This is a genomic window from Streptomyces sp. NPDC002671 (genome assembly GCF_053592475.1).
On record NZ_JBSFVU010000010.1, the window covers coordinates 143,996 to 166,346 of the forward strand.

Genomic DNA, 22,351 nt, shown 5'->3' on the forward strand with positions numbered 1-22,351 from the left:
GAGAGACAAGGGGGCGGTTTCAGCGGGTGAGACCTGGCGTGGAGGCTCGGCTCCGGCGCAGGAGCAGACCGAGCGGCACGCACACCGCGGCGCCGGCGATGCCGCAGCACAGCGTGGTGAGTCCGACGAGACCGGGGCCGCCGTGGGCCAGTGACCATCCGGCGAGCAGCGGCGCGCAGATGATGGCGGTCGCGAGCGTCGTGCCCCAGATACCCGCGTACAGACCGCGGGCGTGAGGCGGGGCGATCTGGTCGGTGACCGCGGAGGCGGCGACGAAGACGATGACCTCACCGGGCACAGCGGCGGCGGCCGCCGCGGCGTACTCGATGGTGGTGGAGGCCAGGCCTGCGGAGCCGATCCCGGCGCCCAGGATCACGGAGCTGACGGCCAGGTGCCGCACCATCGTCGAGCGCCGGGCCTGATTGCGGAGCCATCGGTTGAGGGGCACCGACAGGAGCAGAACGGCGGCCGCACTGGCCACTTGTGTCCACCCGTAGGCGCTCGCGGGCATTCCGGCGCGCCCCATGAGCAGGGGCATGATGCTGAACAACCCGGCGACGGGCGTGAGCGCGAGGACGCTGGCCAGCCACAGCAGCCACAGCCGGGCGTCCCGCACCACCGACGGATGCCCGGTGTGTCCGGCGGCCGGCCTTGAGGGGTACGGCTGATCGGGACCCACGTAGCGACGCACGACCACCGCGAATGCCAGGCATGCCCCCGCGTTGATCCAGAAGAGGAGCGCGACACCGGTATGGTCCGCGAGCAGACCTCCGGTGGCGCCGGTGACTGCGGCACCGACGTTGATCGCGAAGTGCCTCCAGCCGGTGATCGCCGCCCGCTGGCCCTCGTCGGGCACCTCGGCAGCGACGGCGGCGGAGATGACCGGCCGCGGTGCGTCGTAGACCGCACCCGCCGCAAGGACCGCCGTCCCGATGGCCACGGGGCTGGTGACCAGTGTCAGCAGGGGCAGTATCACCGCAGCCATGACCATGGCACTGACCAGCGTGGACCGGCGGCCCAGCACGTCGGCCAGGCGCCCCCACAGCAACTGCCCGGCGAGCCATCCCAGGCCGTACAGGGCGAGCATGCTGCTGGTGGCCGCAGTGGTGAAGCCGACCTCGTCCAGGCGGTAGGCGAGGAAGGGGTAGCTGAAGCCGGCGGCGCGCAGGCCGCCCGCCCCGAGGACAAGAACCCAGATACGGGTGTTGCCCTGACGGCGTGTTGACGCCATGGCCGGCGTCGAACGCAGCCTGGTGTCAGTCAAGACAGTCGGCACGGGCACACTCCTGACGGCAGAGGGACGGCCACGGCGTCGGACGAGGGTTTGGCGCCGGAAAGACCGGACCGCGTAGCGGATACCGGACGGTGAAACGGCATGGGGGCGCAGCCGGGGGACGGCGGCGCCCCCACCAGGCCGAGGCCGCAGCGTGGAGGAGACGCCGGGGCGCGGAGCAGAATCACTGCTCGCACTCGGCAGAGCCCGGCCGAACAGGAGGCAGCCGACCGGGCGGCATCGGACGAGGTACACAGTCGCCGTTGCTCTGGCGACCTGACGTCAGTCGGTGGTCCAGTACTTGCCGTAGACCCAGCCGTAGGTGCCCGAGTGGGCACCCGACCGGATCTTGACGTAGTCCCAGTCGTAGCCGGTGGACGAATACGGATCCTCGCAGATCCAGGTCAGCCTGGTGCCGCTGTAGAGCAGGCCGTAGGACGAGTAGGACGTGCCGGGGCCCGATCGCAGGTTGACGCCGTCCGTCGTGACGTGGCCGGCCATGTTGTAGGTCGGGGAGTAACAGGCGGACTGGCCCACGGCCGAGGCGGCCGGTGCAACCGCGAGTACTCCGCCCGCGAGGGCGAGCGAGATCGCCGAGACCACCGCAGTGCGCTTCAGGCGCCCCGAGGGACGATGGTGGGTACGAGAGGGAACAGCGGACACAGCAGCTCCTTGTCGTGCTGGGACTACAAACGCAGAGCGACGCCGCCGGCTCGCGTGCGGGACATGCGCCGCGCGGACCGGTGTGGAGGCGTGCTGCTGCATATCGCGGGAGCGACCCAGCGGATGATGAGGTTCGGTTTCTGGCGGTGCATTTGACTCGGGCGCGAGTCGGTGGCCGTCTGCCTGCGCGAACAGCGAACCGACTTTATGGACGCTCACCAATCTGCGACGTCAGCCTTTTCCGACTTGAGGCCTGGGTTGGCGTCCTGTCGGGCGGCTGTGATCAGCCTGCCCATTCAACCAAGCGAGCGCAAGCTGGAAATTCTATTTCTCGCACGTTAGGAAGATTAATGATCGAACATTCTCGACAGGTGAGAATAGCGAGTCGTTTCTCAAGCAGTGAGAAATAATTTCAGGAATGCAGAGCGGTTTTCTGCTCGCGCCACGGGCAGGTTCACTATTCGGCCGAGGTGAGGTGAGGCCTGAAACCCTGACTCCATCGATAGGTGCAAGGCGGGATGGAGGAGTTTTACCCGAAGCGAGGTGTGGAGAATGTGAAGATAATGTTTCGGTGGGATTCCGGTGCTGGGTGTCCGGCACCGACTGCCTAGCTGGTGTTCCGCCGTGTCCGTCCAGCAGCCGTTCTCGGTCCAGCATGCTCAGAAAGCGTGAAGGGCTCCACGACACACGATGGTCGTGGAGCCCTCGGTCGGGTCGGCTCAGAGCTGTTCGGCAGGTCAGGATCCGCCGAGCCGACTGAGCTCGGCCGCCGCCCTCACGGTGGCGTAGATGAAGTGCTGAGGAGCTACTGGCATGTGGTCCGCATGCTTGAGCAGCAGCACCGAGCCCCAGATTGTGCCATCCCAGATGACGGGGGCGGAGATGGCGTTCCAGTGAGCCGTGCATTCCTGGAAGCCCAAAGCATATCCCTGGTCGCGGATTCCGGCCAGTGATTCAAGGAATGCGCCGCCGTCTCGAATGGCGCCAGGGCCGGATTCATCGGGGATCGGCTCACCGGCCACCAGTTTTTGAACCTTCTCGGGAAGGTAGGCCAGGATCGCTCGGCCCGAAGCTCCGACTCGGAGCGAGCGCGAGACGGAAAAGATGTCACGAGGCGTCATGCCCAACTCGACGAGGTCGGAGTCCCCCACCGCCATGTCGAGACACTGCCTGCCCGCCACGCCGAATGGCGCCCTCATGAACAAGAACACCAAGCCCCCCGAAGTGGCCTTCCGCAGGTCCTGAAGGATCCGCGTCGCCTCGGCTCCGGAGACGTTGTCCTCGGAAAGCGCATGCAGGCCAAGGTCCGCGACACTGCTCCCGAGTCGGTACCTCCCCCGAGCGACTCTCACGAAGGTGTCGTAGTAAGTGCCGGCCGACAACATCCGGCCGGTAGTCGAATCATCGAGATTGGCGGCGTTCGCAATCTCTGACAGCCGATGAGCCCCTGGACCGAGAGCCACGAAGGCCTGCTGTACTCGCGTGAAGCGGTCGAGATAGCTGCTCCCGGTCTCGTGCTGCTCCCTCATCAGCCCGAGCCCCTTGGTTCGCACCAGCGCTCCTCCTCCTGAAGCGCACAGCACCGCGCCGCACGCAGACGCGACGCATGCTGAGTGACTGAACAGATACGAAGTGGTGCCGCCCGTCGCAGCGTGGCGGCAACGGCGGCGGCAGCGGTCACGGATGGATCAGTCGTCCAGGCAGATCCGGACGTCGCGATAGACGTACGAGCCCGAAACCCAGCCCGACACGTGGGTGTTGTTGTCGGTGATGTACACCCACGAAGCGCCCTTGGTGGTCATGTGCACCGTGAACTTGTGGCTCTTGTACAGGACGCCGAGCGCCGTCGAGTTGGTGGTGGCCTTCGAGCGGATGGTCACCGCGCTGGTGCCGTGTACCGCCCAGGGCAGGTAGGGGTGGCTGTGGCACCAGTCGGCAGGTACTGCTTTGGCGACTGGCTGCGGTGCCGCGGAGGCGGCGGGGGCCGACAGCACCGGCAGGGTGATGGCGGCCGCGGTGGCCGCGAGCACGGCGATACGACGTGCGGACATGTATATACCTCCACAAAAGGGGTGTCGATGGGTAGGGGTGTGCCTCGGTAGGAGGACGGTGGGCAGGCGGGTACGCGGTACGCGCCGTCACCTGGGCCTGTGTGCGGCCCGGTTCTGCCGGCTCAGGGCCGGGTTCGGTCCGGACCTGTCGGGGCCGGCGCCGCTGGGGCGAGGTGCGGCCGGGTTAGAACCAGCCGGCGGCGATCCAGCCCTTCATGCCGCCGGTGGAGCCGCTGAGGACCTCGCCGTAGTACCACTTGTTGCCGTACTTGTTGATCGTGGAGCACTCCACGTAGAACTCGCCGGCCGAGTCGAGGTAGCCCTTGGTCTTGTAGGCCACGCCCGGGCCGTCGTGGATGCCGGGCCACTCCAGATTGGGGCCCCACACGCTGTGGTCCCGGTCGTTGTGGGTGCATGCCGAGGATCCGACCGCGGACGCGGGCGAGGCCACGGCGGCAACACCGCCGAACAGGAGAGCAGTGGCAGCCGTTGTCATGACGGCATTGCGGATGGCGGATCGCATGAGAAGAACCCTTCGGTTGGAGGTGTTCGTCGAGGTGCGGGGACCGCGTCTCCAGCGGCCCCGCCCAGCGCGGCGGACGCGCTGGGGATCTGTGGATCAGCCGTACGAAGGCGGCTGATCGACCTGACGGGAGCGGCGCCGCGAGTACGTCGAGGCGCCCACGGCAGCGAGGCCGACAGCGAGCATTCCGCTTGCGACGACGGCGAGTTCGCCAAGTGACATCCAGGGGCCTTTCGAATAAGGCCTGACTCGACCTCGGTCTCAGCCGACCGCCGGCTCATCGACCTCGGCCTCGGCTGCCTGCTCCTGCTTGGTCTGGGGAGCCGGGGCCTGAGCCTGCGACTCCTTGGCCGCCGCCCGTGCCTCGCGGGCGGCGCGCATGGACGCGAACTGGTTGTCCAGCGTCTTGTCGTCGACCTTGAACTCGGAGGCCTCGACGGACTTGGTGTTGACCACCAGGCCGGTGCCGCGCGTGGCGGGCATCACGTTGCCCTTGAAGCCGTAGATGGTGCCGACCTCGGTGCCGTCCTTGTTCAGGATCGGCTCGGTGTTCGGACCTGCGGCCTTGGCGATCTCCTCCATCTGACCGGTGGAGTACGGAGCGCCGTTGTTGTAGCGGACCTTGCCGTCCTCACCCTGAACCCGATCGGACTTCAGATGCAGGTTCGTCTGCTCCGGACCGCGTGGATCTCGAGCGTCGAGCTGGATGTCGGCGTACTGGGACTTGCCGTCCTTGGTGACGCCGTTCTTGTAGACCTTCGCGATGAGGTTGACTCCGGTCATCGCTCCCTTGCCCTTGAGAAGTGCCATGGTCTCTTCCTTCTGCTCGTTCTGACTGCCCTCTGATAAGTCGGCCGCGATCAGTCACATCGTCCGGACAAGGCATTGAGTCTCGCCGAACGCTCTTCACACTAATACTGTTATAGAGCATTCGACAAGACTGCGACTGGTCTTTGGTTCGCGTTAGAGGTCAGTCGAGATGGAGGGCGACTGCGAGTCGAATGCCATTCCGGCATCCCCTGTGGTCACAGCCTGATCGACCTGGGCCTGGACCCGCACGACGAGGCCGGCGTCCAGCGACGAAGCCTTGGACCGCCGCATCCGCTCGGCCTGCTTGCGCTCGGCGCGCAGCTCCGCGATCCGGGAACGCAACACGAGCGTGCCGGATTCCTCGTCCGTCTGCTGAGGCGTCAGCTCCCGGGAGACCTGTGTCATCGCCGCGACATCGTCCACCGGCAGATCGGGAATTGCCTCGGCCTGGCCGGACTGGTCCAGGTAGTCCATCGCCGCCAGCAGCAGCCGCCGGCGATCCCCGGTCGTCTCGACGAAGGTCTGGCGTGCCTGCGGCCCGATCTCGATGTCGGTGACGAAGTCGTATCCCAGGTGGTGCAGGTCCAGGGCCTTGACCTGGTCGAAGTCGTACGCGGCACCGGTGACGATCTTGAAGTCCGTGCTGACCGCGTCGGTCTCCGCACCCGCCTGATTCTCGGCGCTCGACCCCACGCGCAGCACCAGGCCGGAGGAAGCGAGATCAGCCCGCAGGCCGTCCAGCTTCTGGTCGTAGGACTGCTTCATCGTCCGGATGCGCGCGTCCAGCACCGCCCGGCCGCGCTTGCCCTCGGTCAGAAGCCGGCCGCCGGGCTGATCGTAGATCGTCCGGCCCAGGTTCTCGGCCTCCTCGGAGTCTTTCATTCGCTGCAGGGAGGCATCCGCGCGCAGCGCCATGAGCGAGAGCAGCCGCTGGCCGTAGGCCGCCACGTCCTGCTGCTGCTCGTACCACTGGCCGGCGTCCCCGAGGAATGGCAGGAAGTGCCGGTACTTGCTCATCAGCCGCCGGTGGTAGTTCTCCTCGAAGCGGTAGAAGTCGTAGAGCGGGCGCGAGTCCTCGGCGGCGACGTCGGCCTTCTCGGCCTGTTCCCACTGGTGCACGAGGTCGCGGTAGACCCCGGCCTTCTCCCGGTGATGCTGCAGGCGCGAGGCATAGCTGCGCAGTCGGAAGCCGAAGGAGACCAAGTCGGCCTCAGTATTCTCGTCTTCGCCCTGCCGGTCCGCGGCGAGCACCGCCATCTGCTGGTAGTCCATCCCCATGACTTCGAGCATCGGCGTGCGCACCCGCAGCTCCGACTCCGGCATGGCCCGCAGCATCTGGTAGACGCCGTTGACGGCGCGCTCCATGATCTGCGTACGCCCCTGCTCGACCAGCTTCTGCCATTCCTGCGTGCTCAGAGACTCCTTCGCGCGGCGCTCGTTGGCGTAGTCGACGATGCGTTCCATAGCCTCCGGCATCGGGGACCCGGCACGGTCGAGTTGCTCCTTCACGACCTCGGTCACCAGTTGGTTCGCCTTGCGCATGCGGGCGTCATTCGAGCCGGCGCGCCACAACGTTCGGTCTGCCGGCAGGCAGGCGAGCAGGAACTGCGGCAGGGACTCGGCCCGGATCCGCTCGTGCGCCCACCGCTTGATGAAGGTGGTGACGTTGCGCCGCTCGTAGCCGACGGCGCTGGAGAGATGAGCCACCGCCTGCTTCTCATCGAGCCAGGCGTCAACACCGCGGCGGAGCCTGGACTTGTGCCGGTCCAGGAGCTTGCCGCGCTGCGTACCGTTCTTCGTCACCTGGCCCCGGCCGCCGTCGACCATGGCCAGGTGGCAGTGCACGTGCTCGGTGTCGACCTGGATGACCCCGACGTAACGCAGGTCGTCGAAGCCGCTGGTGCCCGAGCTCATCCGCTCCAGACCGTGCATGATCGCCATGCGCAGCTTCATCTGGTCGATGTGGCCGCGGTAGTCCCCGCGTGCCTCGCAGTGGAAGTCCTGATCGACGATGCGGTGCTTCCTCAGGTACTCCTCGTCGAAGGACAGCACCGTCTTGAGCACGGTCTTGCCGTTCTCGAAGTGCTGTTGGATGTCGTTGCTGGCCGCGCGCAGCTGCTCGTCGGAGAGTGAGACCGAGCCGTAGCCGAAGGCCACGCCGCCGTCGCCCTGGGCCTGGCGCATCTCATGCTTCGCCGCGCTCCGCGAGATACCGGCGCGCTCGACGGCAGACTCCCGCGCCATGTAGCGCATGATGAAGTCGTCGGTGCGCAGGCGCTGGATGGGAGCCAGCGACTCGGTCGCCTGCCCGCGGGCCATGTACCGGGTGACGTAGTCGCCCGGCGTCGCACCGCGCGATCCCTTGCCGCCGGGCAGCGGCACGCTGAATTCGTTGATCACGATGATGTCCTGCTTCAGGCCCATCGTCGCTCTCCTTCCTGTCTCGGTACCGATGCACTACGGCCCCGGCTGCTGTTCGCCAGCAACCGGGGCCGCGCTCGTCATGCCTGATCCGTCCTCAGGACCCCAAGCTCTGCTCGCCGTCCTCGCCGAAGTCCAGTTCGGCCGCACGCTGGGACACCTGGCGCTTGCGCTCGTCCAGGCTCGGGACGGGCTTGGTCGCCTCACGTCGCCGGGTCTCCTGCTCCTTCAGCTCCAGGTCGCGCTGCGCCTCACGGGCCGGGACCGGGGGAGCGGACGGCTCCTCCTGCTCCTCGGCCCGGTGTAGAGCCCCAGCCACGCGCTCCCGGTAGAGGTTCTCCGTGGTGCCCTCGGTGCTCGCGCGCTCGGTCTGGTACCGCTCACGTTCGGCGGCAATCTCCGCTTCGATCTGCTGCAGACGCGCGCTCATGCCGTCAGCGACCGGTGCCGCCTCAGGCACGGGCGCTGCGACGACCTGCTTGACCTCGGTGTCCAGGCCCAGCTCGACTTCGGTGAACAACGAGTTGATCGCGTCCGAGCGCGCCTTCAGCCCACGTGCATCGACTACGGCCTCAGCCCGCGGGACGCCGTCCTTGGAGTGGTCGGCGAAGTAGCCGGCGAGGTCGTAGCCGCTGGACTCGAGATCGATCTCCAGGCCCCCGATGTCGTGGATCTGGGTGAAGACCACGGGCGCATCGCCTTCGGTCTGCGCCCCCGACGGAGCGAGGACAAGCATGTCCGCCGTGGCCGGCAGCTCCCACTCGATCCCGGTGACCTGCTCGGGCACGGCGAAGCCGCTCGTGAAGTAGCCCTTGCTGGCGAGCACGACCAGCTGCTGGTCGTCGAACTCGTAGAAGGCGTCTACCTTCTCGCCCTGACCGGGGGAGTAGGTCACCTGGGAGATGCCGAACGGCAGGGCCTCGGCCGGGGTGACCGAGCGGAGCTCGCCCGTCATGTGCAGATACGGGCGGTAGTTCTCCTCCTCGCCCCGGTGCTTGAGGTCGAGCGATTCGACCATGACGCCGAGCTCGGCGGCCACCCCCTCCAGCCGGTACGTCTCCACTCCCCGTTCACGCAGGACACGGTGGGCCCATACGTCGTTCATCGTCAGTCCTGCGGTGCGCATCACTTGCTCCTCTTGCGGTTGGTCTTGCTCTGGTTGGTGGTCCGGGTCGTGGACTTCGGTGTGACGTCGGCCCCGGTCGCCTCGCCCCGGGCGTCCCGGATCTTCGCGATCATCCGCGTTGCCCAGCGCCACATGCCGCGCATCACGACGATCTCGCCCGCGACGAGCAGTGCGACCAGGAAGAGGAGCGGCATCAGCCACATGGCGATGGTTCCGTCCGCACTGAGCGCACCCCGGGATGCGCCCGACTGCTGGTGCAGCCATGCGCCCAGCAGCGGGATGACGACCACGGCCGTGATGAACGCCAGCAGGTAGTCGGCGAGAAGGACGATGGCCCGGAAGAACCCCGCCCACGCCACGACGGAGAACCTGCCGGTCTCCTTCTTCGGGGCCAGACGCCGCCATCCAATGCGCAGCTTCGAGTCCTTTTGCTCCTTCACGGGCTTCGCCGTGGTCTTCTTCGCCGTCGCGGCCGTGCTCGTCGGGGCGGTCGTCTCGGTCTTCTCCAGGGTCTGGGTCGACATGTTCGTGTCCTTCGTCTCGTCGGTGTCTGTTGGGGTGCGTGCTGGAGCGGTGGGCGCTTCGCTCACCCGGTCGGCTTGGGGGAGGGCTGTTCCTCGCTGGAGGCCGCGAGGGCGTCGCGGGTCTTGCCGGAGGCCCGATAGGCGTCCAGCGACGTCACCGTGCCGTCGTGAGAGGTGGAGTAGGTGAAGACCACGAACTCGCTCTTGGCAGCGCCGTTCTGATCCGGTCCGACGCGGACCGGATCGAGCCGGGCCACCCCCGTGTAGGAGTAGTTCAGGCCCTGCACCCGACTCACATCAATGTCCAGACCAGCGAGCGTGTACGTCGTCCCAGCGCCCTTCGTGGCTCCGGTCGCCGTCATCCACTCCGGCACGAACTCGGTGAGCACCCGGGACTTGTGGTCGAGGAAGCCGTAGCGCGCGTCGAGCAGTACCTGCTGCTCCTTGACGGTCCGGGTCGACGCCGAGCTGTCGGTGAGGCTGAGCAGGAGGGACCGGCCCGACGCCCTGTCACGGTTCACCCGCTCGATGTCCACGCCCGGCAGCTGAACCAGCAGCGCCGTGTGCTGTGTTGCGAGCTTGGCCCGGGCGTCGCCGAGATTGCTTTCGAGCTTCTGAACAACCGCATCGGCCTGGGTGTCCGACGCGGCCGGGCCGTCGCTGAGCAGACCGGCTCCGAGCGTGACCACCGAGAGCGCGAGCAGCGCCCCGGTACCGCCGAGCAGGATCTTCCCGGCGTGCTGGCGCAGCTTGTCCTTGATCTCCTCCTTCACGGTGCCTTCACCACCTGCTTCAAGGCCTCGCCGGTGGCCGTCGTACCGGTCTGGATGTTCACGAACGCCTTGCGGACCAGGTCGTAATCGGCGCGGGCCCAGGCCAGCACCGCCGGCCTCTCGCCCGCACCCGTCCTGGTCTCCATCGCCAGCCAGGTCACCGTGATGGTGCTGTCGTCATTGACCAGGTAGGGCACCTGGGCGACCCACTCAAAGCCGGAGTTGAAGCTCATCGGGATCCCGACGCCAGCCGCCACGTCCTTGTCACTGGCGAGCAGGTACCACGGCCCCAGGTCTGCCTGGTGCACCGAGGGGGCGAAGTAGGGGATGAGGTTGCGCAGCGTCGACTGAGACGTCGCCGTGTCGAGCGCGCCGCCGTCTGCCGCCACGCTGGGCGTCAGGTAGCGGTAGTCGTTCTGCAGCTCCGCGACCTGGCCAGTCGCCGTCAGGGCCGCGGTCAGACCACGCTCGGCGTCGTCGGCCTTCGGCAGCGCCGCCGTCTTCGCCTCGGTGATCCTGATCTGCTCCTGCAGAGAGGAGATCTCCGGCGCAGCCCTATCGCTCACCGCGCTATGACCGCCGGAGAACCCCGCGGAGAGTACGAAGCACAGCAGTGCGCCCACACCCATGCTCACGCCGGCCACGAGGGTGCGCTTGCGCAGGCCACCCGCGGGCTCCGTCTGCTCAGGAGTGTCCGCGCCCTCCCGCGAGGACGCGGACGTCGCGACGAAGCGCGTCTTGCGCACTGCACCCCCACCCGACTCATCGGTCTGTGTCGATGCCATTAGTCCTCAACTCGCCGTTTCGCTCGAATACCAAGACAACTCTATCAATGAGGCGAGTCGAAAGGGGGTGTGAGTCATCCGGAATAGCGAGTCTCGCCACTCGCCGGGACGCCGGAGAGATTCGAGGCCTTGCCCTGGGCGTCGACCGTGACGAAGAGCAGCGCGCGCCGGTGCGCCGTGACACTGGCTTTGCTCGCCTTGTTCTGGGACACCGCGTCGGAGGTGACCTCGACGTCGGCCAGGACGGCGTAGGTGTAGACGCCCGCCTTGACGTCGACAACCTCGATGTCCGGATCCGCGCCGAGGGCCGAGTTCAGGCCGACCGTGTCGATGTAGTAGTAACGCCGCCCCTGGGAGTCCTCGTTGAACCTCGACGGAGGCATGAACGACTTCAGGAACGTCTCGTTCTCGGTGAGGCCGAACCGGCTCTTCAGGCTCTCGCGCGCCGCCTCGTAGCTCTGTCCCGAGTCCCACGTGAAGGCCATCGAGAGCAGCGACTTGATGCGCTCACCGTCGGTGCTCAGCCGGTTCTGGCTGACACCCAGGGCCGCCATGACGTCTGCGTTCGCCTGCTCGGCGTTCTTCTTCTGGATGCCTGCCAGATGTTCCTCGACGTCGTTGATCTGTGCTTCCTGCTCAGCCAGGGCCGCGTGCTGGCTGCTCCAGGTCACGCCGGCAACCGTCGCGACGACCGTGAGGACCGCTGCCGTCACCAGGACCGAGAGGTTGCGCCGGAACAATCCCCGCCGCGTGGGTGCTGCCGGCTGCTCCGTCATCGCTTCCCGCCCTTCTTCTGTGTGCCCGTGCCGCTGAGTTCAGGGACTCCGGACCCGGCCGGCATCTTGATCGCGGGGTTCTCGTACTGAGCACCGGTGGCGGTCACCACGAGCGCCAGGTGGCCGAAGGCCCCCGTCGTGCCGCTGCGCACGTAGCGCGCGCTCGCCCAGGCGAGCACCTCACCGCTCTTCGTGTCCCGGCACAGCCAGACGACCTTCGCCTGGTTCGTTGCGCCCGAGCCGTTCTTCACGCTCAGGTCGGGCATCACCGTCTCGACCTTCCATGCGTACGTGCTCGGGGCAGCTGCGTACTGGCCGTCGTAGCGGATGTACCAGGTGTGGCGCGGATCGATCTCGGTGGTCGCATCGAACGGCGTCAGCGACGAGGTGCTGTACGCCTTCTTGTCACCGACCAGGAAGGAGTCCTTGCTGAACAGCGGTGCCATGTACCGGCGGTGCTTGATGATCTCCAGCGTGGCCCGGTTCGGGGCCCCGTTGTTCGGGCTGGGCTGGACGCCGGCCTGGTGATACAGCGTGGCGAAGGTCTGCTCCCCGGTCGAGACCTTCTTCGCGTCGGCGACTGCCGCCTCGGTGAGCTTGGACAGCTGCGCGCCGGCGTCCGCCTTCACGGGCGTGGACTGGGCATTATCCAGCTGTCCCTTGAGCTGGACGATCTGGGCCTCGTTGTCCGCCGTGCTCGCCTTGAAGCTCTCGCCGGCCACGCCCGTGGCGACGACCAGGGCGAGGATCCCGACCCCCATCACCGCGGTCACGCTGCGCCGGATCAGGCGCGCGTTGTCCTCCGGGCTGCGCGCCTGGACCCGTTCGCGCTGGCGCATCGTCCAGCCCGCGAAGCGCTCTTCGAGCTCAGCTCCGGTGACTTTCTTGCGCGTCTTCGGTGCCGCGGGCTTCTCCTCGGGCGTCGACCCGGTCTCCTGCTCGGGGCCCGTGCTCTCGGACTCGTCATGGACTGTCCTCACGGAACACGCTCCTGACTCCACGTTGCTCTCATAAACGACTCAAGTCTATCTCGAAAGGCATTTGTGACCGACTTTCGGTCCATTCGATAAGGGCTCCAAAAGGTGAAGTCGACACGCAGGGCCTGCACCGGACATGAAGAAGCCGGTGCCCGGTTCGCCGGGCACTGGCTTCTCGCTCCCAGATCAGATGCTGCGCATCAAGCCTTCTTGATCTTGTCGGAGGGAAGCATCGCATCCGACATGTCCACGAACTTCCAGCCCTCGGCTGCCATCCGCGCCGCGCTGTCGACACGGACCCGGCCCATGAAGGCGCAGTAGCCGGCCTCGCCGAGGATGACCTTGTCGCCCTGGACACCGAGCACCACGAGGGTGTGGCCGGCAGGAGTGGAGCCCGGGCCGGAACCCACCGAATACGCCGTCGGAGTCGAAGACAACTGCTTGCCGGTCTCCCTCGCGATCGTGTACGCCGTCTCCTTGCCGTCACCGGCCGGGTAGGTCTGGAACGTCGTGTACTTGTTCACGAAGTAGGTCGAGAACGACACGCAGTTCTCAGCGTGATTGCTCCCGCACGGGCCAGGACCACCCTGGTCGCCGTAGCGGTCGTCGAGGAACTTGTCACCCTCCTTGTTGAAGAGGTCGACGAGGGCCTGAGCCTCTTCCTGGGTCATCCCGCCGTCCTTCAACGAGACGGAACTGCCGCCCTTGGTACTGCAGTTGCCCAGGATCGTGTTGATGCCGTTGACGATGTTCTCGATGATCCCGCCGACGATGTTCTTGACGTCGCCCACGATCGAGCTGTCGACCGACCAGCCGCTCATCTTGCCGAACCACATCTCGGCGTTGTCGCCTCGTGCGGTGAGCCCGGCCGCGCCGTCAGTCGAACGCTCCCAGTTCTCGTGGAAGTGCAGCGCGGCCGCACGCGGGGAGCCCTGCGACGTCTTGAGCATGTCCTTGAAGACCGTGACATCGCCCGGATTGTCCCCGTCGACCATGAAGGCCAGCTGGGCCTTGATCGTGAACCAGTCGATGCCCTTGCTCTTCGCGTACTGGCGCAGCAGCGTGTTGCGGCCGAACGTCCACTGCCCGAGACCGATGCCGTTGTCCGTGGTCTGTGCGGCGCTGGCCTTCTCGGCAGTCATGGCATACGTCCCCGTGGGGAAGTTCTGCACGCTCGTCGGGTCGATCCCGGACTCCTGCGACCAGTTGCCGAGGATGCCCGCGATGTTCTCCTTCGGCATCCCCCAGCTGCTGAGCACCGAGTAGATCTCCTTGGCGTTCTTCTCCACGCCCGCCGGGACGGTGGCCCCGGAACCGTTGCCGACGCTACCCGCGTTGACGACGCACGCCGTCCCGTTCGCCTTGATGCCGCCTTCGGTCAGCGCCGTCGAGTTGAGGACGCCGGTTAAGACCGTGCCCAGCAGAGCCACGGTGGCGGTCAGCGCGGCCACACCCGACATCGCTGCCGCCACAGGGGCCATCGTCGCCGTGACGGTGACGCCCAGGACCGCGCCGACCCCCTTGGCTATAAAGCTGCCGATCGCCATGAACGGCGCAGCGATCGCGTGACCAACCGCCTTGGCGATGTTGACGATCAGCGTCCACAGCAGCTTCCCGACGTTGACGGCCATCGCCAGGGCGGCGAAGAATATGGACTTCAGCCAGTTCAGAAAGGCCATGGCCATGACCACCCCTATGGCCGGCGGAGCAGCAGCCGCGCCACCGCCGACGGTGACGCCCTTGGCCGCCTTCGAGCCCAGGCCTTCGTCGTTCTTCGACGCACCGCGCTCGTAGCCCGTGCCGCCGGCACCCAGCTCGCGCTGGTCGGCCGACTTGGCGTCCGGGCTGCCGCCGGTGACCTTGGACACGCCCTTGACCGCGTCCTGGGCCCCCTCGACGCCGACGTTCTTCGCTGCGCCAACGGCGGCTCCCGGAAGCCCGCCAGCCTGTGCGCCGGCCACGGCACCGGAGACGGCAGCTCCTGCGAAACGCCCGGCGTTACGGCGGGTCGCGCTGCTGCCGTCTCCCTCGATCGCCTTCTGGGCCGCGCCTCCGGCCATGTTCCCGGCGACGCCGTTCATGCCCTGCTTGATCTTCGACCCGGCACTCGCGGCACCAGTAGCCTTGCCCGCGGTCTCCGCGGTGTCTGCAGCGTCCGGCATCTTCGGCGCAGTGTTCGCCGAGCCAGAAGGACCAGAAGAATCAGCCCCCGGCCCCGGGAGCTGCTTGGGCACGCTGGCCTTGCCCTCGGGAGGCTTCTCGATGCCCTCCTCAGGGCCGAGGCTCTTGGTCCCGCGACCCTGCCGGGGCATCCCCTGACTCACCGACGTGCTCGGCTGGTCCTTCGTCGTCCCCTTCTTGGGACTCCGATTCGGCTTGTCGGTGGCCATGTCGTTTTCCTTTCCGGCTCAATGCCAGGTAGCGGGATGCGTCACTTCCTCGCCGCACTCAATGGAGCGTGGTGAGGAAGTCCTTGTCGTCGCGAATGGTGCTGTTGGACTGCACGTCCCGCAGACTCACGTCCAGTCGGAGCAGGTCGAGCGACAGATCCGACTCGTACTGCGACTTGTTCATGGAGTAGTTCTGATACGCCTGTGAAAGGTTGTTCATGATGTTCACGAGGGGGCGCATCGTCACGTCAGAGGACTGGTAGTCCTTGGTGAGGCTGGTGCCGTCCGAGAGAATCCACTGCATGTCCGAGATCTGCTGGCTCGTCGGATCCGAGCCCTCGTCACGCTTCTTGGTGAAGAACTGGGCGTAGCTCTGACCGGCCGGGACCAGGGCGTCGAGGTAGCCGTCGTAGACGTTGCCTGCACGCCAGTTGAGGTCGAAGCCGCCCGGGACGACATGCTTGGTCTGCAGCGCCAGCGTCGAGACGCCGTCCTTGGCCGCGGCCGCGGAGACGCCCGTGATCCTGTCGGTGGCAATCGAGACCGGAACGGTCGGCGGACGCAGGAACAGGCCGTCGATCTTCGTCGTCTGCAGGTCGGAGGTGTACGACTGAATCTGCGTCAGATTCGTGCCCATCTCGACGAGCTTCTGGTCCAGGGCATCCCTGGCCTCGCTCTCCTTTTCCTTGAGTGCGACCTCGTAGTAAGCCTGCGCAGGGTCGAAGGTCAGAGAGTCGAGCGCTGCGATCTTCTGGACCCCGGATGCGCCGGGGTTGAAGAAGACCCGCCACTGGTCGTACTTGGAGAAGGTCTCGTCGCCGGCCAGCTTGCCGCTGCTCTGCGCCTGCTCCGCTCCGGGCGTGGTGAGTTCGGCGTTCGCACGGACCGTCAGGTTCAACACCTGGCGGTCGAAGGGCCGGTCGGCGTTCAGGAGGACCCCGACGTAGCCGGTCGAGCCGAAGGCGTAGAAGGAGCCCTTGATCCCGCTGGTGCTGACCGGCTCACTGTTCAGCGAGGTGTCCGACCCGAGCAGGAACGCCCTGTAGTCCGCGGCGTTGTACGAGATCTGAGCGGTCGGACTGAAGTGCATCATCACGAGCGCCTTGTTGCCGCTCTTGTTGGTGTAGATCCCGTCGACGGTGCCGTCGAGATTCGTCTTCGACGTCTTGAAGCCGCTGGTGTACAGCGCCGTCTGTGACAGCGAGTCACGCTCCGCCTGGTACGCCGAGGCCCCCGATACGCTGATCACGATCGCGCCCGTGACCGCGAAGATGCCGAAGAACACCCCAAAACGCTCGATCGCGTGGTGCGAGTCGAGCTTGAACTTCCTGCTGAAGGCCAGTGCCTTGTCCTTGATCCCCATGTTCTGCTCTCTTTCGTGCCTGCACCGTGCTGCGGGCCCGGATATGGCGAACCGGGCCGGAGGAGGCCTTGCACCTCAACCGACCCGGTTCGCTCGACGCCTCTGTCCCCGGTCGTGTGCGCGGTCTGTGACGGCCTCCTACTTGGAAGGGCCACTCAGGAACCCGCTGAACTGATCGACGGTCTGGACGATCACCGTGCCGCCGCCGAGGTCCGTGATGGTCTTCTGGCCGCCGGAACCGACCGTCGAGATCAGCGACCACCCGCCGGTGCCCAGGGCTCCGCCGACGAGAATGAGGAGCGCGATCGTGCCCCAGCCCTGCTGATGACCCGCGGACTGCGGGTTGGCCATCAACTTCTTGATCAGGTGCACGCCGCCCCAGACCAGGCCGACAGCACCGAGCAGCATGAGCAGAAGACCGCCCCAGAGCTGGATCTGGGACTTGGCGTTCTGCAGGAAGCTGGTCAGGTCCCAGGCTGCGCTCGGCAGGGAGGACTGTGTGAGGACGGCTGCCTCGTAGATCTTCGTCATGGTTCTTTCCTCTCGCCTTTCGAATCATTCGGTGACATGACAGTGAGTCACAAGGCAGCAAGCGCAACTCGCCCACCCGGATGGGTGATGATAGAAGCCGGAGTGGTCGGTGGCATGCTGTCGATCCCCCTACTGGCTCGTATACGTGCGCATCTGCAGTGACTAATCTACCCCATTCGAATGGCGGATCGCAGAGGTGCGCTAAAGGTCTATTGATAAAGAGTCGAAAGGGACTCGGAAACGAGGCGAATCGGCGTCGCGACGCGCGACCGCAGGGCCGTGACGGACGCCTGTGGAATCCGCAGTGCGAGATGTGTAATGTGCCGCTCCAGCACCGCTGTGACGCCGGCCTGCTCGATTTCGAGGCGGGCCACCCTCACGCACCCCGTCGATCGCGATCTCGACCAGGAAGTACCAAACCGCCATGAACCCACTGCCCGGGGACCTCTTCGCCCGACGACTTCGTCAAGAACGCGAACGCCTCGGCATCAGCCAGGCAGAGCTAGCGCGCCGTATGACCGCACGGCTTGGCACGAACGTCGACTCCACCGCCATCACACGCATTGAGCAGCAGACCCGCGCGGTCAGGCTCGACGAGGCGGTCACCGCTGCCGAGGCTCTCGGGGTCCCTCTGATCACACTGGTCAGCGACAACTACGCCCGCGAGAACGAGGCTGAGATCCAGAACCAGCTCGCCGAGCTCGCCCTCGCCGAGCAGGAATGGGAGAGGCTGCGCCAGAAGATCCACCGGATCACCCAGACCATCCAGCACCTCTCCGCCGAGCGGGAGGCCTTCCGCTCTCACGCGCTGGACGTCAACCCTGAAACCGCCGGCGACTACGACCTCGACCCTGAGACCCAAGCCGCTCTCGACGCTCGAATGAAGTCCGTCAGCGACAAGCCAGCCAACGAAGTTACAGACCCAGACGCATGACGCTGTTGCGGGCGGCGGGGTTGAACTCCCGGTCGTAGACGTTCACCGTCTCGCCCTTCCGCCACCGGCCGCCCCGCATGATCTCCTCGGTGCTCGCGCCCTTCTGCCTTGCCTGAGTGACGTGACCAGCTCGCAGTCCGTGGAAGCCGTACGCCGACGGATCCATTCCGACCTCTTCCATGCGCGTGCGCAGCATCGTGTGCAGCGCATCGCCGCTCGCATCGGCCTCGTGGATCCGTGCGTCCTCTCTGTTGCGGTACGTCGCCCGCAGTGTGGGGAACGGACGAGGCCAGGTGCGAGCTCGTGATGAGTCTCGCGCCGCGTCAACGCCGCAGACCTGCTCGTCGAGCCGATACGCGAGAGTGCCATTCTCGCCCGCCGGCGCTCTCGCGCATCGCCCCTGAAGAGGAGGAGCGGATCTTCGCCTGGGCCGACGAGATCAACGCCCACATCGCCAAGCTCCTCCAGGAGCACGAATAGAGTCGCACCCATGGGAACAGACTGGGAGAGCATCCTCGGGGCAAGTGGCGCAGACCTCGCCGACGTATATGACACTGTCGCCTCTGCAGCCATCTACGACGACAGAGACGTCGGGGACGACGAGCCGGCGCTACCCTTCGATGAGGACTGACCCCGCACCCCTCCCGAACGACCGGTCGAGCACGGGCGCGGACGGCACCGTGTCCAGCAGCGCCTTCGGCACCCAGGTTGTCAGGTCGCGATACCAGTCGACCGCGCCGGTCCCGTACCGCTCGGCGAGTTCGGTGGCCACCTCGTCCGGTTCGGGCGGCAGCCCCATCGAGTCGTCCACGACCAAGTCGGCGGCCTCGACGGCTCTCGCGACCTCCTCACGCACCCACTCGTAGACGTGAACCCGGTACTCCAGTGGGCGCGGCGGCGGACCCAACTTGCCCGTGGGGTGGACGGGTACAGTACGCCACCGGGGACGAGGATCAGGTGGGTGGTTGATTCGCTGACGCCCCGGCGTTCCGCGCAGTCTTTTGCAGTGGTGAGGACCAGAGAGCAAGACTTCTGCGCACCATGTGCAGGAGTCGAGCGGTTGGTTCGCTGATCTAATGGGTTGCCCCTCCGGCATGTCTGGACGCCGAACATCACGCCTTGCCGAGTCCCCTGTGATTGACGGAGCGTTTGCACGCCCAGAAGATGATGGTCGTGGTTGAGCCTGCCATCGGGCCAGCCCCCATGACCTATCGGGCAGGCTCAGACCCTGCACACGAGATGGTCATGCTCGACCCTGGACCTGAATTCCACGGCTTTCGGGGCGAGATCGATGGCAAGATCGTGTACGTAGTGGGGTCTCGGGCACTGCACAACGCGGTAGAGCGATGCATTATGAGGGACCTGAACAAGCGTCAGGGAGGAGATGCTCCTTGTGTCGCAACTGCCCTATCAGTAGGCACGAGTAGCAGTCCACGCGGGCACGGCAGCGAAGGGAAAGGGCCTGCCGGATCATCACCGGAGATCCCAAGGAGTAGCTATGCCATATATAGAGTGGCGCGGTGGTAAGTGTCGGGTCAAGTGGTGGGCAGGCGAGTACCTGCCTAACGGCCGCAAGAAGTACGAGACGGAGTCCGGCTTCGAGGACGAGGACGCGGCACGCGACTACGGGCTCGATCGCGAATATGAAGTGCGTCACGGTACTGCGATCAAACAGCGTGACAGCAAGACCCTCATGAAGTCCTACTGCTGGGACTGGTTCGATGCCCAGGATCTGCGGCCGTCATCAACGCGGTCCTACAAGGCCATCATCAACAAGCGGATCGAGCCCTATTGGGGAAGCCGGGCCGTCGGCGACATCACTGCATTCGAGTACGAAGCGTGGAAGAAGGCCCTGCGCGCGGCCGCCGAGCGCGGCGAGGTATCGGCCGGGTACGTGAAAGAGATACTCATGGTCTTCGGTGCCATGATGGATGACTCGGTAACCCGCTACCAACTCCGTATGACCTCGCCGGTTGTGCGGGAGAAGCGCGGCCGCGGCAAGTACAAGAAGAAGGTGCGTGAGAACAAGCGCCCCCAGGAGATGGCCACGCTCCACCGCCTCGCGGTCAACGCCTACCAGGTCTGGGGCTACACCGGCTGGACGTACATCTGGACCGCAGCGTTCACTGCTATGCGGCCGAAAGAGATGTGGGGGCTGCAGCGGTGCTTCACCTCACCGAACTGGCCGGCCTCGGATCCGCTCGACGCGAACGACACCAAGCGTGAGCCGGACCTGAATCGGTACACGAAGATGCCGGCACTCCGGGTGCAGTACCAGCAGCAGTGGGTTGAGGGGGAACGGACGCTGGTGGACCCGAAATACGACTCGTGGCGGACGCTGGTGGTACCGCCGTTCTTGCACGAGATGCACAAGGCTCTGCTGGCTTCGCATGACTCGCAGTGGACGTTCCGGTCGCACAGTGGGGGGCCATTGCTTGGAACGAACTTTGAAGAGGCGTACTGGTGGCCGATCAGGGATGGGAGCCCGGCACGCGAGGGGCGGTATGCGCGGGCGGAGATCCCTGCGGTGCCGGAGATGGCGAAGAAGCGGATCTATCTCCTGAGGCACGGCCACAAGGAATGGCTCGACGAGGACGGGCACCCGCGGGTGGCGGCCGAGGCACGGATGGGGCACGAGCTTGGGGGAGTGGAGGGTGTGTACACGAACGTGACGCCGGGGATGGAGTTGCGGATCGCGGAAACGTTGCAGGAGCGGTGGGAGAAGTTCATGGGAGAGAACGTGTGGCTGCCACCTGTTCCCAGTCCTCTCCCAGTTGATCTTTCGCTTCGTGTTCCCGCGCAGGTCAGCGCGCGTGCATCTCTAGAGGTCGGTTGATGCCGCAGAACAGCACCTGGAGGCCGTCCGCGACCACGTCCGGGACGAGACGGTCGCGGGCGGCCTCCAGGTCCGCCTGGGTGAAGCGGGTCAGAGGATCGCTCCGGGCGTGTAGCCGGCGGCCTCCGGGTGCTGCTTGACGAGCTCCTCGATGCGGCCGACGACGACGCCGACCTGGTCGGCCGCCGCGCCGGTGAAGGACAGCTTGTCGGCCATCAGCGCCGCGAGCTGCTCGCGGTCGAGCGGGAGGCGCTCGTCGGCGGCGAGCTTGTCGAGCAGGTCGTTGCGCTCGGCACCCTGCTCGCGCATCGCGAGCGCGGTGGAGACGGCGTTCTCCTTGATCGCCTCGTGCGCGACCTCGCGGCCCACGCCGGACCGCACGGCGCCCATGAGCACCTTGGTGGTGGCGAGGAACGGCAGGTAGCGGTCCAGCTCGCGGGCGATGACGGCGGGGAAGGCGCCGAACTCTTCGAGAACCGTCAGGAAGGTCTCCAGCAGGCCGTCCAGCGCGAAGAACGCGTCCGGCAGCGCGACCCGGCGCACCACGGAGCAGGACACGTCGCCCTCGTTCCACTGGTCGCCCGCCAGCTCGCCGGTCATCGAGGCGTAGCCGCGCAGGATGACCATGAGGCCGTTGACGCGCTCGCAGGAGCGGGTGTTCATCTTGTGCGGCATGGCCGAGGAGCCGACCTGGCCCGGCTTGAAGCCCTCGGTGACCAGCTCGTGCCCGGCCATCAGTCGGATCGTCTTGGCCAGCGAGGACGGGGCGGCGGCCAGCTGCACCAGCGCGGTGACGACCTCGTAGTCCAGCGAGCGCGGGTAGACCTGGCCGACCGAGGTGAAGGCCTGCGAGAAGCCCAGGTGCCCGGCGATCCGGTGCTCCAGCTCGGCGAGCTTCGCGGCGTCGCCACCGAGCAGGTCGAGCATGTCCTGCGCGGTGCCGACCGGGCCCTTGATGCCGCGCAGCGGGTAGCGGACGAGCAGCTCCTCGACACGGCCGTACGCGACGAGCAGCTCGTCGGCGGCGGTCGCGAAGCGCTTGCCGAGGGTCGTGGCCTGCGCCGCGACATTGTGCGAGCGGCCGGCCATGACCAGCTCGCCGTACTCCCCGGCCAGCTTGCCCAGACGGGCGAGCACGGCCACCGTACGGTCGCGCATCAGCTCCAGGGAGAGCCGGATCTGCAGCTGCTCGACGTTCTCCGTCAGGTCACGGGAGGTCATGCCCTTGTGCACGTGCTCGTGCCCGGCGAGGTCGTTGAACTCCTCGATCCGCGCCTTCACGTCGTGCCGGGTGACCTTCTCGCGCTCGGCGATCGAGGCCAGGTCGACGGTGTCGAGGACACGCTCGTAGTCGGCGATCGCCTCGTCGGGCACCTCGATGCCGAGGTCCTTCTGGGCCCGCAGCACGGCGAGCCAGAGCTGCCGCTCCAGCTTCACCTTCTGCTCGGGCGACCAGAGCGTGGCGAGCTGGGCGGAGGCGTAGCGTCCGGCGAGGACGTTCGGGATGCGGGGCTTGGCGGGCGCTGAAGTCACGTGTCCAGAGTTTACCGTCCGTCCATACAGGGTCCGTACCGTCCAGGGGGTGTAGGAAAGCA

22 protein-coding genes and 1 pseudogene are annotated in these 22,351 nt (G+C 66.5%); 3 read left to right on the top strand and 20 right to left on the bottom strand.

Annotated features, from left to right (window positions below):
• Positions 1–19: 19 nt before the first annotated feature.
• From ACWD35_RS17655 to ACWD35_RS17730, 16 genes are all read right to left on the bottom strand, one after another.
• Positions 20–1,231 (bottom strand): MFS transporter, encoded by a 1,212-nt coding sequence (locus tag ACWD35_RS17655; RefSeq protein ID WP_451352153.1) that lies wholly within the window; start codon positions 1,229–1,231, stop codon positions 20–22.
• 324 nt (positions 1,232–1,555) lie between these two features.
• A complete protein-coding gene (locus tag ACWD35_RS17660; RefSeq protein ID WP_451352154.1) occupies positions 1,556–1,936 on the bottom strand; it encodes an SH3 domain-containing protein in 381 nt (126 codons plus the stop codon).
• 737 nt (positions 1,937–2,673) lie between these two features.
• Positions 2,674–3,489, bottom strand: coding sequence for an IclR family transcriptional regulator domain-containing protein (locus ACWD35_RS17665; RefSeq protein ID WP_451352155.1), 816 nt, complete (start codon positions 3,487–3,489; stop codon positions 2,674–2,676).
• A 135-nt stretch (positions 3,490–3,624) separates the two neighbouring features.
• Entirely contained in the window at positions 3,625–3,987 is a 363-nt protein-coding gene (locus ACWD35_RS17670; RefSeq protein WP_451352156.1) for an SH3 domain-containing protein, read from the bottom strand.
• Positions 3,988–4,171: 184 nt separating this feature from the next.
• Positions 4,172–4,483: a hypothetical protein gene (locus tag ACWD35_RS17675; protein WP_451352157.1), complete on the bottom strand. Its 312-nt coding sequence runs from the start codon at positions 4,481–4,483 to the stop codon at positions 4,172–4,174.
• A gap of 288 nt (positions 4,484–4,771) precedes the next feature.
• Positions 4,772–5,320: a hypothetical protein gene (locus ACWD35_RS17680; protein ID WP_451352158.1), complete on the bottom strand. Its 549-nt coding sequence runs from the start codon at positions 5,318–5,320 to the stop codon at positions 4,772–4,774.
• A gap of 153 nt (positions 5,321–5,473) precedes the next feature.
• Positions 5,474–7,744: a relaxase MobL gene (gene mobL, locus ACWD35_RS17685; protein ID WP_451352159.1), complete on the bottom strand. Its 2,271-nt coding sequence runs from the start codon at positions 7,742–7,744 to the stop codon at positions 5,474–5,476.
• 94 nt (positions 7,745–7,838) lie between these two features.
• Positions 7,839–8,867 (bottom strand): hypothetical protein, encoded by a 1,029-nt coding sequence (locus ACWD35_RS17690; RefSeq protein ID WP_451352160.1) that lies wholly within the window; start codon positions 8,865–8,867, stop codon positions 7,839–7,841.
• A complete protein-coding gene (locus ACWD35_RS17695) occupies positions 8,867–9,391 on the bottom strand; it encodes a hypothetical protein (RefSeq protein ID WP_451352161.1) in 525 nt (174 codons plus the stop codon). Before ACWD35_RS17695 ends, ACWD35_RS17690 begins: the two co-directional genes overlap by 1 nt.
• A gap of 62 nt (positions 9,392–9,453) precedes the next feature.
• The gene (locus ACWD35_RS17700) at positions 9,454–10,164 is read right to left on the bottom strand and encodes a hypothetical protein (protein ID WP_451352162.1); all 711 of its coding nucleotides are present in this window, start codon (positions 10,162–10,164) and stop codon (positions 9,454–9,456) included.
• Positions 10,161–10,910 carry a hypothetical protein gene (locus ACWD35_RS17705; protein WP_451352163.1) on the bottom strand — a complete coding sequence of 250 codons (750 nt, stop codon included), beginning with the start codon at positions 10,908–10,910 and terminating at the stop codon, positions 10,161–10,163. The genes ACWD35_RS17700 and ACWD35_RS17705 overlap by 4 nt, the downstream gene beginning before the upstream one ends.
• 113 nt (positions 10,911–11,023) lie before the next feature.
• A complete protein-coding gene (locus tag ACWD35_RS17710; RefSeq protein ID WP_451352164.1) occupies positions 11,024–11,725 on the bottom strand; it encodes a hypothetical protein in 702 nt (233 codons plus the stop codon).
• Positions 11,722–12,705 carry a hypothetical protein gene (locus ACWD35_RS17715; protein ID WP_451352165.1) on the bottom strand — a complete coding sequence of 328 codons (984 nt, stop codon included), beginning with the start codon at positions 12,703–12,705 and terminating at the stop codon, positions 11,722–11,724. The genes ACWD35_RS17710 and ACWD35_RS17715 overlap by 4 nt, the downstream gene beginning before the upstream one ends.
• Positions 12,706–12,902: 197 nt before the next feature.
• The gene (locus ACWD35_RS17720; RefSeq protein ID WP_451352166.1) at positions 12,903–15,092 is read right to left on the bottom strand and encodes a phage tail tip lysozyme; all 2,190 of its coding nucleotides are present in this window, start codon (positions 15,090–15,092) and stop codon (positions 12,903–12,905) included.
• 58 nt (positions 15,093–15,150) lie between these two features.
• The gene (locus ACWD35_RS17725) at positions 15,151–16,455 is read right to left on the bottom strand and encodes a hypothetical protein (protein WP_451352167.1); all 1,305 of its coding nucleotides are present in this window, start codon (positions 16,453–16,455) and stop codon (positions 15,151–15,153) included.
• 138 nt (positions 16,456–16,593) lie between these two features.
• On the bottom strand, positions 16,594–16,986 hold the full coding sequence (locus ACWD35_RS17730) for a hypothetical protein (protein ID WP_451352168.1): 393 nt from the start codon (positions 16,984–16,986) through the stop codon (positions 16,594–16,596).
• Between the two features lie 424 nt (positions 16,987–17,410).
• On the opposite strand from ACWD35_RS17730, the gene ACWD35_RS17735 reads away from it, so the two are divergent.
• A complete protein-coding gene (locus tag ACWD35_RS17735; protein WP_451352169.1) occupies positions 17,411–17,920 on the top strand; it encodes a helix-turn-helix domain-containing protein in 510 nt (169 codons plus the stop codon).
• Here ACWD35_RS17735 and ACWD35_RS17740 read toward each other — a convergent pair.
• The gene (locus ACWD35_RS17740; protein WP_451352170.1) at positions 17,901–18,116 is read right to left on the bottom strand and encodes a hypothetical protein; all 216 of its coding nucleotides are present in this window, start codon (positions 18,114–18,116) and stop codon (positions 17,901–17,903) included. The two genes, ACWD35_RS17735 and ACWD35_RS17740, sit on opposite strands and share 20 nt — an antisense overlap.
• Positions 18,117–18,410: 294 nt before the next feature.
• Here ACWD35_RS17740 and ACWD35_RS17745 point away from each other — a divergent pair, with 294 nt between their 5' ends.
• Entirely contained in the window at positions 18,411–18,551 is a 141-nt protein-coding gene (locus ACWD35_RS17745) for a hypothetical protein (RefSeq protein WP_451352171.1), read from the top strand.
• Here ACWD35_RS17745 and ACWD35_RS17750 read toward each other — a convergent pair.
• Positions 18,531–18,776 (bottom strand): hypothetical protein, encoded by a 246-nt coding sequence (locus ACWD35_RS17750; RefSeq protein WP_451352172.1) that lies wholly within the window; start codon positions 18,774–18,776, stop codon positions 18,531–18,533. The genes ACWD35_RS17745 and ACWD35_RS17750 overlap by 21 nt on opposite strands.
• 642 nt (positions 18,777–19,418) lie before the next feature.
• Here ACWD35_RS17750 and ACWD35_RS17755 point away from each other — a divergent pair.
• A complete protein-coding gene (locus ACWD35_RS17755; RefSeq protein WP_451352173.1) occupies positions 19,419–20,756 on the top strand; it encodes a tyrosine-type recombinase/integrase in 1,338 nt (445 codons plus the stop codon).
• Here the strand turns inward: ACWD35_RS17755 and ACWD35_RS17760 are convergent.
• Together ACWD35_RS17760 and purB are read right to left on the bottom strand one after the other, a co-directional pair.
• Positions 20,752–20,850 (bottom strand): annotated as a pseudogene (locus tag ACWD35_RS17760) (mismatch-specific DNA-glycosylase); the annotation flags it as partial. The gene ACWD35_RS17755 and the pseudogene ACWD35_RS17760 sit on opposite strands and share 5 nt — an antisense overlap.
• Entirely contained in the window at positions 20,847–22,289 is a 1,443-nt protein-coding gene (purB, locus tag ACWD35_RS17765; RefSeq protein WP_451352174.1) for an adenylosuccinate lyase, read from the bottom strand. The pseudogene ACWD35_RS17760 and the gene purB, both read right to left, overlap by 4 nt.
• Positions 22,290–22,351 lie beyond the last annotated feature (62 nt).

Excerpts from the sequence above, each read along its gene's own strand:
- ACWD35_RS17655 (WP_451352153.1), bottom strand. The coding sequence starts at position 1,231 with ATGGCGTCAACACGCCGTCAGGGCAACACCCGTATCTGGGTTCTTGTC.
- ACWD35_RS17670 (WP_451352156.1), bottom strand. The coding sequence starts at position 3,987 with ATGTCCGCACGTCGTATCGCCGTGCTCGCGGCCACCGCGGCCGCCATC.
- ACWD35_RS17675 (WP_451352157.1), bottom strand. The coding sequence starts at position 4,483 with ATGACAACGGCTGCCACTGCTCTCCTGTTCGGCGGTGTTGCCGCCGTG.
- ACWD35_RS17680 (WP_451352158.1), bottom strand. The coding sequence starts at position 5,320 with ATGGCACTTCTCAAGGGCAAGGGAGCGATGACCGGAGTCAACCTCATC.
- mobL (WP_451352159.1), bottom strand. The coding sequence starts at position 7,744 with ATGGGCCTGAAGCAGGACATCATCGTGATCAACGAATTCAGCGTGCCG.
- ACWD35_RS17690 (WP_451352160.1), bottom strand. The coding sequence starts at position 8,867 with ATGCGCACCGCAGGACTGACGATGAACGACGTATGGGCCCACCGTGTC.
- ACWD35_RS17695 (WP_451352161.1), bottom strand. The coding sequence starts at position 9,391 with ATGTCGACCCAGACCCTGGAGAAGACCGAGACGACCGCCCCGACGAGC.
- ACWD35_RS17710 (WP_451352164.1), bottom strand. The coding sequence starts at position 11,725 with ATGACGGAGCAGCCGGCAGCACCCACGCGGCGGGGATTGTTCCGGCGC.
- ACWD35_RS17720 (WP_451352166.1), bottom strand. The coding sequence starts at position 15,092 with ATGGCCACCGACAAGCCGAATCGGAGTCCCAAGAAGGGGACGACGAAG.
- ACWD35_RS17725 (WP_451352167.1), bottom strand. The coding sequence starts at position 16,455 with ATGGGGATCAAGGACAAGGCACTGGCCTTCAGCAGGAAGTTCAAGCTC.
- ACWD35_RS17730 (WP_451352168.1), bottom strand. The coding sequence starts at position 16,986 with ATGACGAAGATCTACGAGGCAGCCGTCCTCACACAGTCCTCCCTGCCG.
- ACWD35_RS17735 (WP_451352169.1), top strand. The coding sequence starts at position 17,411 with ATGAACCCACTGCCCGGGGACCTCTTCGCCCGACGACTTCGTCAAGAA.
- ACWD35_RS17740 (WP_451352170.1), bottom strand. The coding sequence starts at position 18,116 with ATGCTGCGCACGCGCATGGAAGAGGTCGGAATGGATCCGTCGGCGTAC.
- ACWD35_RS17745 (WP_451352171.1), top strand. The coding sequence starts at position 18,411 with ATGGGAACAGACTGGGAGAGCATCCTCGGGGCAAGTGGCGCAGACCTC.
- ACWD35_RS17755 (WP_451352173.1), top strand. The coding sequence starts at position 19,419 with ATGCCATATATAGAGTGGCGCGGTGGTAAGTGTCGGGTCAAGTGGTGG.